Source organism: Halomonas sp. C22, from assembly GCF_007655045.1.
Taxonomy (GTDB): domain Bacteria; phylum Pseudomonadota; class Gammaproteobacteria; order Pseudomonadales; family Halomonadaceae; genus Vreelandella; species Vreelandella hamiltonii.
In genome coordinates this window covers 68,425-85,222 of record NZ_VBVC01000006.1, presented here as the reverse complement: position 1 = coordinate 85,222, position 16,798 = coordinate 68,425, and the positions used below count along the sequence as shown (strand labels likewise).

Genomic DNA, 16,798 nt, shown 5'->3' with positions numbered 1-16,798 from the left:
TTATACCTCAATGTCTGCGAGGTTGCCGTAATCTTCCAGCCACTTCTTGCGGTCGCTGGCACGTTTTTTCGCCAGCAGCATGTCCATCATCTCCAGCGTGCCGTCCCCCTCGCTCAGCGTGAGCTGCACCAGCCGGCGGGTCTCCACGGCCATGGTGGTTTCACGCAGCTGTAGCGGGCTCATTTCGCCCAGCCCCTTGAAGCGCTGCACGTTGGGGGTGCCGCGCTTGCTGGCCAATTGCTTGAGGATGGCGGCCTTTTCGCTCTCGTCCAGGGCGTAGTGTACTTCCTTGCCCAGGTCGATCCGGTAGAGCGGCGGCATGGCCACGAACACATGGCCTGCATCCACCAGGGCGGGGAAGTGCCTCACGAACAAGGCACACAGCAGCGTGGCGATGTGCAGGCCATCCGAATCGGCATCGGCCAGGATGCAGATCTTGTGGTAGCGCAGCTTTTCCAGGTCGGCACTGCCGGGGTCGGCGCCAATGGCCACCGCGATGTCGTGGACTTCCTGGGAGCCGTAGATATCGTGGGTCTCGACCTCCCAGGTGTTCAGAATCTTGCCGCGCAGCGGCAGGATGGCCTGGGTTTCGCGGTTGCGCGCCTGCTTGGCGCTGCCCCCGGCCGAGTCCCCTTCCACCAGAAACAGCTCGCTCTGGGCCGGGTCCTGGCCCGAACAGTCGGCCAGCTTGCCCGGCAGCGCGGGGCCCGAGGTGACCTTCTTGCGCGCCACTTTCTTCGATTTCCGCTGACGCTGCTGGGCAGCGCTGATCACCAGCTCGGCCAACTGCTCGGCCTGCTCCACGTGGTGGTTCAGCCACAGCGAGAACGCGTCTTTCACCACGCCGGACACGAATCCGGCGATGGTACGCGACGACAGCCGCTCCTTGGTCTGCCCGGCAAACTGAGGGTCGAGCATCTTGACCGACAGCACGAAGGACGCGCGCTCCCACAGGTCTTCGGCGGTGAGCTTGATACCCCTGGGCAGCAGATTGCGGAATTCGCAGAACTCCCTCAGGGCATCCAGCAACCCCGCCCGGAAACCGTTCACATGGGTGCCGCCCTGGGGCGTGGGGATCAGGTTGACGTAGCTCTCCAGCAGCGCTTCGCCACCTTCCGGCAGCCACTGAATCGCCCAGTCCACGCCATGCTCGTCATCATTGAAGTGGCCAACGAAAGGCTCCTTGGGGAGCACCTCGTAGCCATCGGTGGCTTCGGCCAAGTAGTCGCGCAGGCCATCGGCGTACGCCCACTCGGTTTTGGTGCCGTCCGGCTCCACCAGCGTGACCGCCAGCCCCGGACACAGCACCGCCTTGGCCCGCAGCAGGTGCTTCAATCGTGAGAGCGCAAGTTTGGGGCTGTCGAAGTAGCTTTCGTCCGGCCAGAAGCGCACCAATGTTCCGGTGGCACGCTTGGCGGCCTTGCCGATCTCCTTGAGCTCTTCGACCTTTTCGCCGTGTTCGAAGGCAATGGCATGGCGCGCGCCGTCACGGGTGACCTCGACCTCCAGCCGCCGCGACAGCGCATTGACCACCGATACGCCCACGCCGTGCAAGCCGCCGGAGAAGCGGTAGCTCGACGAGGAGAATTTACCCCCCGCGTGGAGCTTGGTCAGAATCAGCTCGACCCCCGAGACGCCGTGCTCGGGATGCAGGTCGATGGGCATGCCGCGCCCGTTGTCCTGCACTTCGATGGCGCCATCGCCGTGCAGCACGACGCTGATGGCCGTGGCATGCCCAGCCAGCGCCTCATCGACACTGTTGTCGATGACCTCCTGGGCCAGGTGATTGGGCCGCGAGGTATCGGTATACATTCCAGGGCGCTTGCGCACCGGCTCAAGCCCGGAGAGAACCTCGATGGAACTCGCGCCGTACTGAGAAGCATCAAACTGGGTCATGTAACGTCAGTTCCTAAAAATACGTACTGTCGGCGGCGTGCGCCGCCGACAAAAGGGCACAGGATAGCGGAAAAGCAAAAAGCTGTATATCCAGCCATGAAAAACGGGCGCCACGCATCTCTTAGCCGCGCGGCGTCTGCTCCGCCGCCCAGAACGCTTCGATCAGCCCACGGCTGGACGCGTCCAAACGCGCCAGCTCGCCGTCGCCTTCGATGATGGCCTGGGTGTCGGTGGCAATCTGCTTGCCCAGCTCGACGCCCCACTGGTCGAAAGGATTGATGTCCCAGATCACCGCCTGCACGAACACCTTGTGCTCGTAGAGCGCAATCAACGCCCCCAGGGTGGCGGGCGTGAGCTTGTCCAGCAGCACCGTGGTCGAGGGCTGATTACCGCGATAGCGCTTGTGTTCGGGGCGCGGGCCGTCCTCCTCCAGCGCATCATCCCCCAGCATCAGCACCCGCGACTGGGCGAAGCAGTTGGCCAGCGCCAGCCGATGCTGGGCCTTCAGGTGGCGGCGAGTGTCCGGGTCTTCGACCTCGTCGTAGCGCTTGAGCGGGGCAATGAAGTCGCAGACCACCGGCTGGGTGCCCTGGTGCAGCAGCTGATAGAACGCATGCTGAGCATTGGGACCCAACTGCCCCCAAAGCACCGGGCAGGTAGAGTAACTCACCGCCTGGCCCTGGCGGGTCACGGATTTACCGTTGGACTCCATTTCCAGCTGTTCCAGATAGGCGGCAAAATATTCCAGACGCCCGTCATAGGGCAGAATCGAATGGGCACGAATGTCCAGGAAGTTCACGTTCCAGATACCCGCCAGGCCCAGCAGCACGGGCAGGTTGTCGGCCATGGGCGCCGTCTTGAAGTGGGTATCCATGGCGTGCGCGCCCGACAGCAGCGCACGGAAGTTCTCCATGCCGATCACCAGGGCAATCGGCAGGCCAATGGTGCCCCAGAGCGAATAGCGCCCCCCCACCCACTCCCAGAACATCAGCTGGTGGTCCGGGGTGATGCCCCACTCGCTCATTTTTTCCGGACTTGCCGAGACGCCAATGAAGTGCTGACGCACGACCAGTTCGGCACTGATGGTGTGCGCCTGAGGGGCTTCGCCAGCTTCCGCATGCCGGGACAGCCGCCCCAGCAGCCAGTCACGGGCGGTGTTGGCGTTGGACAGCGTATCGATGGTGGTGAACGACTTCGAAGAGAGCACGAACAGCGTCGTTTCCGGGTTGAAACGCGTCAGGTAGTCGGCCAGCTGCGAGCCATCCATGGTCGAGGCAAAGTGCACCTCGACGGGGTGAATGTCGCTGGGGCGATAATCGGCCAGCGCGTGGGTCACCATCAGCGGGCCCAAATCCGAGCCGCCTACCCCCAGGTTCACCACGTGACGAATCGGCTTACCGGTGGCACCACGCCACTGGCCCGCGTGCAGGCGCTGCACCAGGCACTCCATCTGCGCCAGGCTGTCGTGCACGGCCCCGACGATGTCTTCACCCTCCACCTCCAGCTGGGCATCGGCGGGCAAGCGCAAGGCGGTGTGCAGCGCCGGGCGGTTTTCGCTGACGTTGACCCGCTTACCGCTCAACAGCGCTTCGATGGCCCCCGGCACGCCCGCCTCTTCCGCCAGGCCCAGCAAATGCTCCAGGGTGTCGTCATCCCAGCGCTGTTTGGAGAGGTCCAGCGTCAGCCCCGCCACGTGACGGGTGAAGTGTGACCAGCGCTCGGGGTCGTCACCAAACAGGTTCTTCAGATGGATGTGACGAATCGCCTGGGCATGCTGGGTAAGCGTTTGCCAAGCGGGTAGCGTATCGGGAGTTGCCTTTGCTGAAGCCATGTGCCCTCTCCTGTGGCGTCGTTCCGTGAGGCAGGAATCTGTGATCGACGGGCCTGTTCTGGATTAACAAGGGCGCGTAAACTAGCGAGCCTCATTAACCAGCCTGGCTTGCCCATGAGTGATGCATCTTACCGCGACGCTATCTTTTCAACACCCCTGGATAAGGTGGCAAGGTTCTCTTTCGATGAACAGGTCGTCGCCTGCTTTCCCGACATGATCCGCCGCTCGGTGCCCGGCTATGGCCAGATCCTGGGCATGCTGAGCCTGATCGCCCAGCGCCATTTGCGCCACGGCGCCCATGTCTACGACCTGGGCTGCTCGCTGGGGGCCTCGGGCCTGGCGCTGGCCGGGGCCATGCCCGCCGACGCTTTCCGCTATACCGGCATCGACCTCTCGCCTGCCATGGTCGAGCGTGCTCGCCAGACCTTTCTCGACGAGAGCCCCGATCACGCCATGCAGGTGGAAGAAGCCGACATCCGCACCTACGCGTACGCGCCGTCGGGGATGATCATTCTCAACTTCACGCTGCAGTTTCTACCTCCCGCCGACCGAGATGCCCTGCTCAAGCGGCTGTACGCTGCCCTGGAGCCCGGCGGCGTGCTGATTCTCTCGGAAAAGACCATCGACGCCGACGAGCGCGACAATGCCTGGCGAGTAGAGCGCTACCACGACTTCAAGCGTGCCAACGGCTACAGCGATATGGAAATCAGCCAGAAACGCACGGCGCTGGAGAATGTGCTGATTCCCGACACCCTGGATGCCTTGCACGAGCGGTTGTCGCAGGCGGGCTTTCCGCGCTCGATGACCTGGTTTCAGTACCTGAACTTCACCTCGCTGATCGCGTTCAAGGAGGGCTGACGTGGCGCTGCTTCCCGACGATCATCGTGTGCTGTATCAAGCGTTTCTGGATCAGGCCGCGCAGGACGCCTCGCTGACGCCGTGGCTGGCCAAACTGCCCGAGCAGCTGGCCAGCGGGCTAGACCGCCAGCGCCACGGCGACCTTTCCGCCTGGGAAAAGGCCGTAGCCAAGCTGCCCCCGCTGCCCGAAGAACGCCACGTCGACCTCAACAGCGACACGCTGACGGTAGAGCTGGCACTTACCGAGAGCCAGCAGCGCCAGTGTTTCAACCTGCTGCGCAAGCTGGCCCCCTGGCGCAAGGGGCCGTTTTGCCTGGGCGGTATTCATATCGACACCGAGTGGCGCTCCGACTGGAAATGGCAGCGCGTCGCGCCGCATCTTGCCCCGCTCAAGTATCGCAAAGTACTGGATGTCGGCGGCGGCAGCGGCTACCACGCCTGGCGAATGGCAGGCGCAGGCGCCGCCTTCGTGCTGGTGATCGACCCTTCCCCGCGCTTCTACTGGCAGTTTCAGGCCGTGCGCCACTTCGTGGGAGACGCCGATGAAGGCCGCACTCACTTCCTGCCCGTGGGTATCGAGGACGTACCGGAAAGCCTGGGCTTCTTCGATACGGTGTTCTCCATGGGCGTGCTCTACCATCGCCCTTCGCCCCTGGAGCACCTGCAACAGCTCAAGGGCGCGCTGGCCCCCGGCGGCGAGCTGGTGCTGGAAACCCTGGTAGTGGAAGGCGACGAGCAGACCGTGTTCGTGCCCGGCGAGCGCTACGCCGCCATGCCCAACGTCTACTTCCTGCCCTCATCCCGCGCCCTGTGCCACTGGCTTGAGCGCTGCGGCTTCACCAATGTGCGCGTAGTGGATGAAGCCGTCACCACGCTGGACGAGCAGCGTTCCACCGAGTGGATGACCTACCAGTCACTGGCCGACTTTTTGGATCCCCACGACCGCACCCGCACCATAGAAGGCTACCCCGCCCCCCGCCGCGCAGTGATTCTGGCGAACAGGCCGGCGTAAGCCAGGCTCAGCGCCGCAAAATCACCAGCCAGCGCCCCAGGTTCATGACGCTGGCCAGTGAGGCGGCGACGTAGGTGAAAGCGCAAGCGGTCAGTACGTGGCGGGCACCGGGCATGTCGTAGGGGGGCACGTAGTCTTTCAGCAGCGGCAGGGCCCGATTGAAGCTGGCATCGAACTCGACCGGTAGCGTGACCAGATGCACCAGTGCCGCAGTGCCAAAACTGATCACGGCCATCGCCACCACCGCTGCCAGGCCGCCGGGCAAGCGGGTCAGCAGGAACAGGAAAGGCGCCAGCATCATCAGCACCGCCCCCAGCTTTTCCGCTCTTTGCGCCAGCTGCACCAGGCGGCTGCGGGCCAGCAGCGGCGCATAGCCTTCATGGTGCTGCAGGGCATGGCCCACTTCGTGAGCCGCCACGGTGACGGCGGTGAGCGAGCGGCCGTCGTAGTGGTCTGGCGTCAAGCGCACACAGCGGGCTTCCGGGTCGTAGTGGTCGCCATGCTCGGTACGCTCTACCTTGACCCCTTCTACGCCCAGGCGGCGCAACAGGTGCTCGGCCAGTTCGGCCCCGGTGCCCGGGTAGTCGTCACGGCCACGGGTGTGACGCTTCAGCACCCATTTCGCCCAGACGTTGGGCAGTACGAAGATTGCCAGCATGACGGCAATGACCAGAATCCACATAACTCCACCGCTGCGTTCACAGGTAATTCAGAGAGGCTTCGACAAGCCGTGGGGCACTGACGGCGGCAAAGCAAGCTGCTCGCGACGGCCAGTGCCTACGTAAAATGACCCGCAAGCGGGCCATTAGTTTTACCATGATACGCGCGGGGGCGCAGCGTCAGTCGGGGTCGTTGTGATGTGCGGCGACATCACGCTTGACGGCCTGCAGCCCGCGGGCAGATATATCGCCCTGCCCGTGGGCATGTTCGGCCATCAGCACGCTGTCAGCGGCCAACACCAGTTCGCACTGAGTGTGCGCCAACTGCTCACGCAGCCGTTGAATGGCTTCTTCGCGTTTGGGGTCACTGTCCACCCGTCGGATGTAGATCGCCTTGATGCGCTCCGGGTAGGCTTTGACGACCTCGGTATACACTTCCGGGTCGTGCTGGCCGCTGTCGCCGATCAGGATGCAGGGCATGTCCTGATAGAGCGCCAGCATGCGGTCGATCAGGTCGCGCTTGTGGGCTTCTGCCCGGCGCGGCCAGGGCTTGCGCCAGGAGATACCCCATTCACGCAGAAACAGGATCGGCCCCACCGGAATACGGTTGAGCTGAAAGAAGGCTTCGAGCATTTCATAGATAGCCCAGGGGCCACGGGACACGTACAGAATGGGACGCTCTGCCTTTTCGGTCTGGCCACGATAGAGCGCCTGGTACAACGATGCCACGCCGGGAAACGCGGTGCGTCGATGGGGTTTGCGCACGAACAGCCGATAGAGCATCTTCAGCTTTTCGGCCACACCGGTGAACATCACGGTGTCGTCGATATCACTGATCACCAGCAGGTCGGCCTCGGGGGGCGGCACGTAGACTTCCACACTGGTGCGCACCGTGGGCTGACCGCTGGCACGTACGACGATATCGGCACGGTGCCAGGAAACGTCCACTGGCAGCGTCGAGGTGATGGGCAAATGGGCGTCGAAATAACCGTCGCGGTCGGTGGTCAGCGTCAGCTGATTTTCGCCCACACGGATCTCTACCTGGGCATCGGCCAGGCCACGGCGAAAGATGCGCCGGGCCACGTCAGCCGTGTCACGCAATATGCCGCGCCGCGGGATGGCACGCCCAAGGGCCGCCTGTCGAAACACGCGACCCATGACGAAAATTTCCTGTTGAGAGCCGTAGCCACGATAAGGGTGCACCATCATGCCACCCCGGCCACGATCCTTTTTCATGGGTTTGGCAACGACATGGGCAAGCCTTTTGGCAAAGCTTGCCCACTGGTGATACCACGCCATTAAGCGTGCTGACCCGAGTGACGCCCTTCCTGCAGCTCTTCCAGCAGCTTGGCGTTGAAGGCATCCAGGTCCTTGGGGGTGCGGCTGGTCACGAGCCCACTATCGACCACCACCGGCTCGTCTACCCAGTTCACGCCCGCATTGCGCAAGTCCTGAGCGACGCTGGCGACCGAGGTCATCTTGCGCCCTTCCACCACGTCTGCATTGATCAGAATCCACGGGGCGTGACAGATGGCCGCCACCGGCTTGCCTGCCTGAAAGAAGGCTTTGACGAAACTCAGCGCCTCATCGTTCATGCGCAGCTCGTCCGGGTTGAACAGGCCACCGGGAAGCACCAGGGCGTGATAGTCCGCCTCGCTGGCTTGGGCAAGCGACTTGTCGGCGCGGTAGTTATCGCCCCACTCGGTCTCTGCCCAGGCGCGGATCTCCTTGCCTTCCGGGGAGATCACATGCACATCGACGCCTTCCTTCTGCAGCGCGGCGCGAGGTACGCTCAGCTCGGACTCTTCGAAACCATCCGTTGCCAGAATAGCGACGCGTTTACCGTTCAGTGCTTGATTCATCATGCTCTCCATTTCGTGATGAGTAGTCGTGTACAGCACCTAACCAGTGTGGCGCATCTTATACCATCGTCAAGCATTGTATAAAACGCGACCCAGCTGGCTGATGTCGTAACCTTTCAGCGCCTCGGCCCGCTGATGAAAGCGCGGCTGCCGGGCAAAGGCCATCAGCGCTTGCATGGTGGGCTCGAAAGCGCTGCGTCGATGCAGGACCAGATCGAACGACTCCTCCACCAGGGGAATGAAATGAAGCTGCTGGCGATGCGCCGCCGCCTCCATGCCCACCCCGACATCCGCTTCTCCCTGAGCAATGGCCAGGCCGAGATCCTCCTCGCTGAGCGCCATGTGGTCGGCCCAGCGCAGCGCGTCAGACGCGATGGACGCTTGCATCAACAAGCCTCGCAGCAAATGCGCAGCCCCGGCATCGGGCTGGCGATGAGCACACACCACGTCTGGGCGGGCAAGATCCTTTATCGTCTTCAGGCCCAGCGGGTTGCCCGGCGCTACTATCAGACCCTGACGGCGCTTGGCCCAGTGCAGCACCACCAGATCCTTGACCCCACCCAACCCCAGCAAGGTCGGTTCGTTGTAGCGGCCGCTGTCAGGGTCCCGCAAGTGGATACCCGCCACCATGGCCTTGCCTTCGAGCAAGCGCCGAATGCCGTCGCCACTCCCATGGCACAGCGATGCCAGGTCGCAGCCACTCTCACGAATCGCCCACTCCAGCAGCGGATCGAGGCTTCCGGCCAGCACCTGAGGGGGCGGCAACCGTTGGGCCTGGTCGCCTTCCAGGTGGCTCAACACCCACATGTCGATGTGCTGACGAGGAAACAGCAGTTTCCCGGTCGCACGGCTACAAGGGATCTGCCCCTGGCGCACCAGGTCATACACCTTGCGCTCCTTGAGCCGCAGATACTCCGCCACTTCCGCCGTCGTAAGGTACTCTTTTGAATACTCTTTCAGAGACTCTCTCACCCGCCCACCTTCAATTCCTGCATGAGACTGCATAGTAGCGCATATTTTTCAGCGCACCGTGCATCCCGGGAAATTTACGTACACTATGTTCCTGCCTGATGCTCCTACCAGCATCGTGACTTTTCAAATACATCATGACCTTACAACGACACCCTACCAACACAATGAACCTGCCCCTATCAGCAACCCTGGCCACGGAACGTCATGTCGGATAACCCATTCAGCACCGCGATAGCGCTCATTCTGGGCATGGACCCTGCGCTCGTGGCCATCGTGACGCTATCGCTTCAGGTGTCGCTGATCGCCGTCACCCTGGCCAGCCTGTTGGCACTGCCCCTGGGGGCGGCGCTGGCACTGTGGCAGTTCCCCGGGCGGAACGCTCTGATCGTGGTGCTCAATGCCCTCATGGGGCTGCCTCCCGTGGTCGCGGGCCTGTGCGTCTACCTCCTGCTTTCCCGTGCGGGGCCATTGGGTCAGTTCGGGCTGCTGTTCTCGCCCACCGCCATGGTCATTGCCCAGGTGATTCTCGTCTTTCCGATCATTGCTGCCCTGACACGCCAGCAGGTAGAAGCCCTGCACAGCGAGTACGCCGAACAGCTGCGTTCGCTCGGGCTCGGCCAACTGCGCATGATGCCCACGCTGCTGTGGGATGCTCGCTTTGGCCTGCTGACCGTGATCCTGGCGGGCTTTGGCCGCGCCAGTGCGGAGGTGGGCGCAGTGATGATCGTGGGGGGCAATATCGACGGCGTGACCAGGGTCATGACCACCAGCATCGTGCTGGAAACCAGCAAGGGTAACCTGGCGATGGCCTTGGGGCTGGGCATCATTCTGCTCAGTCTGGTCACCTTGATCAATGCACTGGCCCACTGGGTCAGTGAAATGGCAAAACGGCGGTTAGGATGAACGTACCCCTCAGCCCCGCGGCTTCCACCGTCCCCAGCCTGCATTTTCAGCAGGTCAGCTTCTGCCACCGTGGCGACACGCTGCTGGCACCGACCACGCTAGCGCTGCACGGCTGCCGCCGGACGCTGGTAATGGGCCCCAACGGGGCTGGCAAAAGCCTGCTCATGCGCTTGGCGCATGGGCTGCTGCGCCCCAGCAGTGGCCAGGTGACCTGGGAAGGCAAGCCGCCGGTGCAGGCCATGGTCTTTCAGCGCCCGGTGCTGCTGCGCCGTTCGGCGCTGGACAACCTCACCTACGCCCTGGCCGTGCATCGGGTGCCTCGCCGCCAGCGCAAGGCGCTGGCCTTGCAGGCATTGGAAAAGTTCGGCCTGACCAGCCTGGCCAAACGCCCCGCCCGGGTGCTTTCCGGAGGCGAGCAGCAACGTCTCACGCTGGCACGGGCCTGGCTGCTCAAGCCTGCCGTCCTGTTTCTGGATGAGCCCACTTCCGCCTTGGACCCGGCGGCCATCAAGGCCGTGGAAGACGCGGTCAATGAGTTCCATCAGGCAGGCACGCGTATCGTCATGACCACCCACGATTTGCACCAGGCCCGGCGTCTGGCCGACGACGTGCTGTTCATGTACAGCGGTCAGTTGATCGAACACACCTCGGCAGAAGACTTTTTTGACACCCCGGCAACAGCGCAAGCCAGGGCGTTCATACGGGGCGAGCTGGTCTGGTAAGCCCTACTCTGGCAAGCCCTACTCTAGCAAGCCCCACCACGACGCTTGAACAATACCCAAAGGAGCAGGACCGTGAACAAGACCACTACCCTCGTTACCGCCAGCCTATGCACCACGGCACTGGCCTGGAGCGCCTCGCTGCTGGCCAATGATGACTACATTACCCTGGCTTCCACCACCTCTACCGAGAACTCGGGCCTGTTTGGGGCCATTCTGCCGGTCTTTACGGAAGCGACCGGGATCGATGTGCGCGTGGTGGCCGTCGGCACCGGTCAAGCTTTCGAAATCGCTCGTCGTGGCGATGCCGATAGCCTGCTGGTTCACGATACCGCAGGCGAAGAGCAGTTCGTTGCCGATGGCTACGCCACCGAGCGGCTGGATGTGATGTACAACGACTTCGTGATCGTGGGACCCAGCGATGACCCCGCCAACATCGCCGACAGTGACAGCGTCAGTGATGCTTTGGCGCGGATCGCCGACAGCGAGTCGCCCTTCGCCTCACGGGGTGACGACAGCGGCACTCACCGCGCCGAGCTGCGCCTTTGGGAAGATGCGGGCGTCACACCGCAAGGAGATTGGTACCGTGAACTGGGCAGCGGCATGGGGCCGACCCTGAATACCGCCGCAGGCATGAACGCCTACAGCTTCACCGACCGCGCCACCTGGGTGGCCTTTGAAAACCCGCAGGACCTGACCCTGCTGTTCGAGGGCGACGAAGCGCTGTTCAACCAATACGGTTCGCTGCTGCTGTCACAGGAGCAGCACCCTCACCTGAAACATGAGCTGGCGGGCCAATGGCACGAGTGGCTGGTGTCCGACGAAGGCCAGCAAGCGATTGCCGACTTCAAAGTCAACGACCAGCAGCTGTTCTTCCCCAACGCAGAATAACCCAAACAGGCGCGCCCCCACTGACGTGGGGGCGCGCTGGCGACACGGCGAGATTTGACGGGCGCTAGCCCACCAGCCACATCTTCTCGACGGAGCGGGTCGCTACCTCTCCCGGCACGTCCACGTACCCACGCACATTCGCACTCGTCGCGGAAATGGAATCCATGTACAGCGGCGCGACGGTGCTGCCTTCCTGTTGATACAGCACCTGAATATCGTGGTACATCTGGCGACGGGTGGCTTCGTCCTGTTCGCCACGGGCGGCGATGATCAGTTGATCCAGCTGCTCGTTGGCCCAACGCGACTCGTTCCAGGGCGCATTGGATAGATTGACCATCGACAGGTAGGCATCGGCCGTGGGACGGCTGGACCAGCCCGAGGCACAGAACTCATGCTGACGCCACACTTCCGACCAGTAACCATCCGCCGGTACACGGTTGATCTCCAGCGGAATGCCCGCCCGCTGGGCCGACTGCTGATACAGCTCTGCCGCCGACACCGCCCCTTCGAAAGTCGCCCCATCGGCCACGCTCAAGCGAATGGGCCGCTCTACCCCTGCCTTGCGCCAGTGGTGCAGTGCCTTGTCCGGGTCGAAGGCATGGCTGGGCAGGTCGGTGGTGAAGTAAGCGTTGCTGGGGAACAGCGGCGAATCGTTGCCCACCTGCCCATACCCCTGCACCAGCATCTTGAGCAGCTGTTCACGGTCCAGCGCGTGCTTCATGGCCAGCCGCACGTCCAGGTTATCGAAGGGCGCGCGATCGGCCAATCCCGGGAAGGTGACCTGGAAACTGCCCGAGTTACGGTTGATCTGCACCGACGAGGCGCTCTCCAGGCGACTGACGATACTGGGCGTGACGCGGTTGATGAAGTGGACCGAGCCGCTCATCAGGGCCGCCACACGGGCCGATGCGTCGTTGAAGGCGCGGGTTTCCACGCTATCCACGAAGGCACGATCACTTTTCCAGTAGTTGTCGTTGCGCCTGACCAGCGTGCGCACGCCCGGCTCGAAGCGTTCCAGCACGAACGGCCCGGTGCCGATACCATCATCGAAATTGGCGCCTTCGGGCGTGATCGCAAAGTTCACCTCGCCCAGCAGCGAAGGCAGGTCCATGTTGGGTGCCGTCAGCGTGATATGCACCTCACGCTCACCGTGGGCTGCCACTTCCGCGACCTGCTCCATGTACCCCTTGACCGCCGAGGGAGAGTCCTCGGCCCGGTGATGGTTCAGCGAGTAGACCACATCCGCCGCCGTCAGGGTCTTGCCGTTGTGGAACGTCACCCCTTGGCGCAATTGAAAGACCCACTGCACCGCATCCTGGGTATCCCAGGATTCAGCCAAACCCGGCGCCAGCGAGCCGTCGTCGTTCAGCTCGGTCAAGGTATTAAATAGCTGACGACCAATGTGGTACATGTACTGCTCGAAATAGTAGGCCGGGTCCAGACGATCACTGCTGGACGCGTTGTCGATGGCCAGAATCAAGTGCCCACCGCGCTGAGGCACGGCGGCGTCCTGTGCGCTTGCCCAGCGGGGCAGCACCAGCCCCCCGACCGCACTGGCGCTTACCGAAAGCGCCGCCGTATGCTGCAAGAACTGACGTCGTGTAAGCCCTGCCGATGCAGGCCGACCCGCCTGCCATTGGTCATTCGCCATGTCGATTGCTCATCTGCAATGCACTCGCGTGCAAGTTTAAACGCTCTGGCGCAGGGCCTGCGCCAGCTGTTGAATATGCTCTGGGCCAATGCCGCAGCAGCCGCCAATCAGGCTGGCGCCCGCCGCCTGCCAGCGCTGTGCAAACGCGGCATACGCCTCTGGCCCCAGGTCATCACGCATGTCGCTGACGCCGGAGTTGGCCGCCATGCGATTGCTCTGAGGAACGAAGCTATTGGCGTAAACGCCCAACCGCAGCGAAGCGCCCTGCTCTGCGACGGCAGCCGCCGCCTGGCGTAGCGCTTCCTCCATCACCTCGGCCTGACTGCAGTTGAACAGCAGCGCCTCGCCTTTGGCGGCCAGAACGGCGTTCACGGCGGTGGCAATGGACTCGCCCGAGCGCAGCTCGCAGGGCAAAGCGCCGTGTTCATCGGCATCTTTCAAGGTGAAAGAGAACCACCTTGGCCGCGTGTCGTCGGCCAGCGCCTGGGCCACCGCAGCGGCTTCTTCGGTAGCGCCCAGGGTCTCGGCCAGCCAGACATCCACATAAGGCGCCTGCCCTTCGATCAGCGTCTTCAGCAGCGCCGGGGCGCGCTGTGCATCGAACAGCTCCGGCTGATAAGAGCCAAACAGCGGCGGCAAGGAACCCGCCACCACCACCGGATGCGGCTGATTGGCAGTGCTCTCACGGGCCAGCTTGCCTGCCAGAGTGGCCAGCTCCAGGCCACGCTCTTCGAAGCACTCTTCGCCAATGTGAAAGGGCACCACGGCATAGGCATTGGTGGTAATCACTTCTGCCCCGGCCTGGATGAACGCCTGGTGCGCCTGGGTCACGCACTCGGGGGCTTCCATCAGCGCCAGCGCCGACCACTCCGGTTGACGAAACGGCGCGCCCAAACGTTTCAACTCACGCCCCAGGCCACCGTCCAGTAGGGTTAACATCGACCTTCACTCCTTGGTGTCTCGATTCAGCCATCATTAAGACTTCATCTATCATTAAAAACAGCGGCAACCTACCCGCTGTCTCCATATAGAAAACCTGCTGCAGCGTCTCGCGCCAACAGCAGGTCCAGTGTGCGTTGCCAACGGCTAAGCGTCTACTCGGTTATCTCGATAACGTCATCAAGCCGTTAGCGCAGAAGGTCACGAATGTCCTTCGCGCCCCAGTGCGGAAAATGCTTGCGCACCAGAGCGTTCAGGTCACGTTCGAAGGCGGCCCAATCGGTGGTACCGGCCTGCTCACGGGCATCTGCGACCCGCCGAATCATACCGGCGCCCACGGTCACGTTGCTCAGCCGGTCGATGATGATGAAACTGCCCGTGCCGGGGCTGGTACGGTAGTCGTCCACCGGAATCGATGCCGTCAGTTCCACTTCACAGCGAGCAATGGCATTCAGCCCCAGACGCTGGGTCGGGTGTTTCTCCAGCGTGTTGACGTCCACCTGATACTCGATGGCGCTGATCTGGCCCGCCAGATCACGAGTGGCCAGCTTGATATCGTAGAGCTTGCCCGGCTCCAGGGGCTCTTCGTGCATCCAGACCACATCGGCGTTGAACACGTTGGAAAGCGGCACCTGGGCTTCGGCGCTGACCAGCCAATCGCCACGGGAGATATCGATCTCGTCTTCCAGAGTCACGGTGATGGCCTGACCGGGGTAAGCAGCGTCGAGATCCCCGTCGAAAGTGACGATGCGCGCCACGCGAGAGGTCTTGCCCGACGGCAGCGCCTTCACCTCTTGGCCTGGGCGCAGCACACCAGCCGCCAGGGTGCCGCAATAGCCTCGGAAGTCCAGGTTGGGGCGATTGACGTACTGCACCGGCAGGCGCAGGTCGCTCAGGTTCTGGTCACGGGTGACTTCGACGTTTTCCAGCAGCTCGATCAGGGTCTTGCCTTCGTAGCCTTCACTGCCCGCCGCAAAGTACCAGGGCGTGTGCTCGCTGGCGTTGACCACGTTGTCGCCATTGAGCGCCGACATCGGCACGAAGCGAATGTCCGGGGCCTGCAAGTTGGCCGCAAAAGCGCGGTACTCCGCCACGATCTCGTTGAAGCGTGCCTCCGAGAAGCCCACCAGGTCCATCTTGTTGACCGCGATGACCAGATGCTGAATGCCCAGCAGGTCGGCAATGAAGCTGTGCCGACGGGTTTGGGTCTGCACACCGTAGCGCGCGTCGATCAGGATGATCGCCAGGCTGGCAGTGGAAGCGCCCGTGGCCATGTTGCGCGTGTACTGCTCGTGCCCCGGCGTATCGGCAATGATGAACTTGCGCTTGTCGGTGGAGAAAAAGCGGTACGCCACGTCGATGGTGATGCCCTGCTCGCGCTCCGATTGCAGGCCGTCTACCAACAGGGCGAGGTCCACCGTATCACCGGTGGTGCCACTGGTCTTGGAAGCCTTGGTGATCGCGGCGAGCTGATCTTCGAAGATCATCTTGGAGTCGTGGAGCAGCCGTCCGATGAGCGTGGACTTGCCGTCGTCGACGCTGCCGCAGGTGATGAAACGCAGCAGATCCTTGTTTTCGTGCTCGTGCAGGTATTGCTCGATGTTATCGGCAATCAACGTTGATTGGTGCGCCATTAGAAATACCCCTCACGCTTTTTCTTCTCCATGGAACCGGCCTGATCGTGATCAATGGCGCGGCCACTGCGCTCGCTGGTCTTGGTCAGCAGCATCTCCTGAATGATCTCCGGCAGCGTGGCGGCGGTGGACTCCACCGCCCCCGTCAGCGGGTAGCAGCCCAGGGTTCTGAAACGCACCCACTTCTCTTCCGGCACTTCGCCCTCGGCCAGCGGCAGGCGCTCGTCGTCCACCATGATCTGCATGCCGTCGCGCTGCACTACCGGACGCTTGGCGGAGTAGTACAACGGCACGATGGGAATCGACTCCAGATAGATGTACTGCCAGATATCCAGCTCGGTCCAGTTGGAGAGCGGGAACACGCGAATCGATTCGCCCTTGTTGATCTTGGCGTTATAGACGCTCCACAGCTCCGGACGCTGATTTTTCGGGTCCCAGCGGTGGTACTTGTCGCGGAAGGAGTAGACGCGCTCCTTGGCACGGGAGGCTTCCTCGTCGCGCCGCGCGCCGCCAAAGGCAGCATCGAAACCGTGCTTGCTCAGGGCCTGCTTGAGGGCCTGGGTCTTCATGATATCGGTGTACTTGGCACTGCCGTGGTCGAAGGGGTTGATGTTGGCAGCGCGACCCTCTTCGTTGGTGTGCACGATCAGCTCCATGCCCGCCTCTTCCGCCATGCGATTGCGGAAAGCGATCATTTCGCGGAACTTCCAGGTGGTATCGATATGCATCAGCGGGAACGGCGGCGTGCCGGGGTAGAAGGCCTTCCGCGCCAGATGCAGCATCACCGAGGAGTCCTTGCCGATGGAGTACATCATCACCGGGTTGCTGAACTCGGCTGCCACTTCCCGGATGATATGGATCGACTCGGCTTCGAGCTGCTTCAGGTGGGTCAATCGAGCGGCATCCGGTGCGATGGGCACCTGTTGCGTCGCCGACGGCGCAGAAAACTGGTTCATTACCTACTCCCTCAC

At 62.8% G+C, this 16,798-nt stretch carries 15 protein-coding genes; 5 read left to right on the top strand and 10 right to left on the bottom strand.

Annotation, left to right across the window (positions count from 1 at the left end; genetic code table 11):
* Positions 1 to 1,896 (bottom strand): DNA topoisomerase IV subunit B, encoded by a 1,896-nt coding sequence (parE, locus tag FEU76_RS12615; protein WP_096923197.1) that lies wholly within the window; start codon positions 1,894 to 1,896, stop codon positions 1 to 3.
* 121 nt (positions 1,897 to 2,017) lie between these two features.
* On the bottom strand, positions 2,018 to 3,727 hold the full coding sequence (pgi, locus tag FEU76_RS12610) for a glucose-6-phosphate isomerase (RefSeq protein WP_016913414.1): 1,710 nt from the start codon (positions 3,725 to 3,727) through the stop codon (positions 2,018 to 2,020).
* 114 nt (positions 3,728 to 3,841) lie between these two features.
* On the opposite strand from pgi, the gene cmoA reads away from it, so the two are divergent.
* Positions 3,842 to 4,585 carry a carboxy-S-adenosyl-L-methionine synthase CmoA gene (gene cmoA, locus FEU76_RS12605; protein WP_039177622.1) on the top strand — a complete coding sequence of 248 codons (744 nt, stop codon included), beginning with the start codon at positions 3,842 to 3,844 and terminating at the stop codon, positions 4,583 to 4,585.
* A gap of 1 nt (position 4,586) precedes the next feature.
* Complete coding sequence (gene cmoB / locus FEU76_RS12600) at positions 4,587 to 5,597, top strand: tRNA 5-methoxyuridine(34)/uridine 5-oxyacetic acid(34) synthase CmoB (RefSeq protein WP_144983468.1); 1,011 nt, start codon at positions 4,587 to 4,589, stop codon at positions 5,595 to 5,597.
* 7 nt (positions 5,598 to 5,604) lie between these two features.
* On the opposite strand, the gene FEU76_RS12595 is transcribed toward cmoB, so the two are convergent.
* The 4 genes from FEU76_RS12595 to FEU76_RS12580 all read right to left on the bottom strand — a co-directional run bounded on the left by FEU76_RS12595 (position 5,605) and on the right by FEU76_RS12580 (position 9,090).
* Entirely contained in the window at positions 5,605 to 6,279 is a 675-nt protein-coding gene (locus tag FEU76_RS12595; protein WP_096923199.1) for a zinc metallopeptidase, read from the bottom strand.
* A 157-nt stretch (positions 6,280 to 6,436) separates the two neighbouring features.
* Positions 6,437 to 7,492, bottom strand: a complete 1,056-nt coding sequence (locus tag FEU76_RS12590) for an App1 family protein (RefSeq protein ID WP_227407877.1) — start codon at positions 7,490 to 7,492, stop codon at positions 6,437 to 6,439.
* Between the two features lie 62 nt (positions 7,493 to 7,554).
* On the bottom strand, positions 7,555 to 8,118 hold the full coding sequence (locus FEU76_RS12585; RefSeq protein WP_039177629.1) for a type 1 glutamine amidotransferase domain-containing protein: 564 nt from the start codon (positions 8,116 to 8,118) through the stop codon (positions 7,555 to 7,557).
* 69 nt (positions 8,119 to 8,187) lie between these two features.
* Positions 8,188 to 9,090 carry a helix-turn-helix transcriptional regulator gene (locus FEU76_RS12580; protein ID WP_260851404.1) on the bottom strand — a complete coding sequence of 301 codons (903 nt, stop codon included), beginning with the start codon at positions 9,088 to 9,090 and terminating at the stop codon, positions 8,188 to 8,190.
* A 204-nt stretch (positions 9,091 to 9,294) separates the two neighbouring features.
* Here FEU76_RS12580 and FEU76_RS12575 point away from each other — a divergent pair, with 204 nt between their 5' ends.
* The 3 genes from FEU76_RS12575 (at position 9,295) to FEU76_RS12565 (ending at position 11,603) form a co-directional block, all read left to right on the top strand.
* The gene (locus FEU76_RS12575) at positions 9,295 to 9,993 is read left to right on the top strand and encodes an ABC transporter permease (protein WP_144983465.1); all 699 of its coding nucleotides are present in this window, start codon (positions 9,295 to 9,297) and stop codon (positions 9,991 to 9,993) included.
* Positions 9,990 to 10,715 carry an ATP-binding cassette domain-containing protein gene (locus FEU76_RS12570; protein WP_081136925.1) on the top strand — a complete coding sequence of 242 codons (726 nt, stop codon included), beginning with the start codon at positions 9,990 to 9,992 and terminating at the stop codon, positions 10,713 to 10,715. Before FEU76_RS12575 ends, FEU76_RS12570 begins: the two co-directional genes overlap by 4 nt.
* A gap of 72 nt (positions 10,716 to 10,787) precedes the next feature.
* On the top strand, positions 10,788 to 11,603 hold the full coding sequence (locus FEU76_RS12565; RefSeq protein WP_039177635.1) for a substrate-binding domain-containing protein: 816 nt from the start codon (positions 10,788 to 10,790) through the stop codon (positions 11,601 to 11,603).
* Positions 11,604 to 11,667: 64 nt separating this feature from the next.
* Here the strand turns inward: FEU76_RS12565 and FEU76_RS12560 are convergent, their stop codons facing one another.
* From FEU76_RS12560 to cysD, 4 genes are all read right to left on the bottom strand, one after another.
* The gene (locus FEU76_RS12560; RefSeq protein ID WP_052196370.1) at positions 11,668 to 13,254 is read right to left on the bottom strand and encodes an ABC transporter substrate-binding protein; all 1,587 of its coding nucleotides are present in this window, start codon (positions 13,252 to 13,254) and stop codon (positions 11,668 to 11,670) included.
* A gap of 36 nt (positions 13,255 to 13,290) precedes the next feature.
* Positions 13,291 to 14,193, bottom strand: a complete 903-nt coding sequence (locus FEU76_RS12555) for a homocysteine S-methyltransferase family protein (RefSeq protein ID WP_144983462.1) — start codon at positions 14,191 to 14,193, stop codon at positions 13,291 to 13,293.
* 188 nt (positions 14,194 to 14,381) lie between these two features.
* Positions 14,382 to 15,827, bottom strand: a complete 1,446-nt coding sequence (gene cysN / locus FEU76_RS12550; RefSeq protein ID WP_016913404.1) for a sulfate adenylyltransferase subunit CysN — start codon at positions 15,825 to 15,827, stop codon at positions 14,382 to 14,384.
* A complete protein-coding gene (gene cysD / locus FEU76_RS12545; RefSeq protein WP_039177641.1) occupies positions 15,827 to 16,783 on the bottom strand; it encodes a sulfate adenylyltransferase subunit CysD in 957 nt (318 codons plus the stop codon). The genes cysN and cysD overlap by 1 nt, the downstream gene beginning before the upstream one ends.
* Between the last annotated feature and the right edge of the window lie 15 nt (positions 16,784 to 16,798).

What these genes read in the sequence shown, in the direction of transcription:
- parE (WP_096923197.1), bottom strand. Translation starts at nt 1,896, where the DNA reads ATGACCCAGTTTGATGCTTCTCAGTACGGCGCGAGTTCCATCGAGGTT.
- pgi (WP_016913414.1), bottom strand. Translation starts at nt 3,727, where the DNA reads ATGGCTTCAGCAAAGGCAACTCCCGATACGCTACCCGCTTGGCAAACG.
- cmoA (WP_039177622.1), top strand. Translation starts at nt 3,842, where the DNA reads ATGAGTGATGCATCTTACCGCGACGCTATCTTTTCAACACCCCTGGAT.
- FEU76_RS12595 (WP_096923199.1), bottom strand. Translation starts at nt 6,279, where the DNA reads ATGTGGATTCTGGTCATTGCCGTCATGCTGGCAATCTTCGTACTGCCC.
- FEU76_RS12590 (WP_227407877.1), bottom strand. Translation starts at nt 7,492, where the DNA reads ATGAAAAAGGATCGTGGCCGGGGTGGCATGATGGTGCACCCTTATCGT.
- FEU76_RS12585 (WP_039177629.1), bottom strand. Translation starts at nt 8,118, where the DNA reads ATGAATCAAGCACTGAACGGTAAACGCGTCGCTATTCTGGCAACGGAT.
- FEU76_RS12575 (WP_144983465.1), top strand. Translation starts at nt 9,295, where the DNA reads ATGTCGGATAACCCATTCAGCACCGCGATAGCGCTCATTCTGGGCATG.
- FEU76_RS12570 (WP_081136925.1), top strand. Translation starts at nt 9,990, where the DNA reads ATGAACGTACCCCTCAGCCCCGCGGCTTCCACCGTCCCCAGCCTGCAT.
- FEU76_RS12560 (WP_052196370.1), bottom strand. Translation starts at nt 13,254, where the DNA reads ATGGCGAATGACCAATGGCAGGCGGGTCGGCCTGCATCGGCAGGGCTT.
- FEU76_RS12555 (WP_144983462.1), bottom strand. Translation starts at nt 14,193, where the DNA reads ATGTTAACCCTACTGGACGGTGGCCTGGGGCGTGAGTTGAAACGTTTG.
- cysN (WP_016913404.1), bottom strand. Translation starts at nt 15,827, where the DNA reads ATGGCGCACCAATCAACGTTGATTGCCGATAACATCGAGCAATACCTG.
- cysD (WP_039177641.1), bottom strand. Translation starts at nt 16,783, where the DNA reads ATGAACCAGTTTTCTGCGCCGTCGGCGACGCAACAGGTGCCCATCGCA.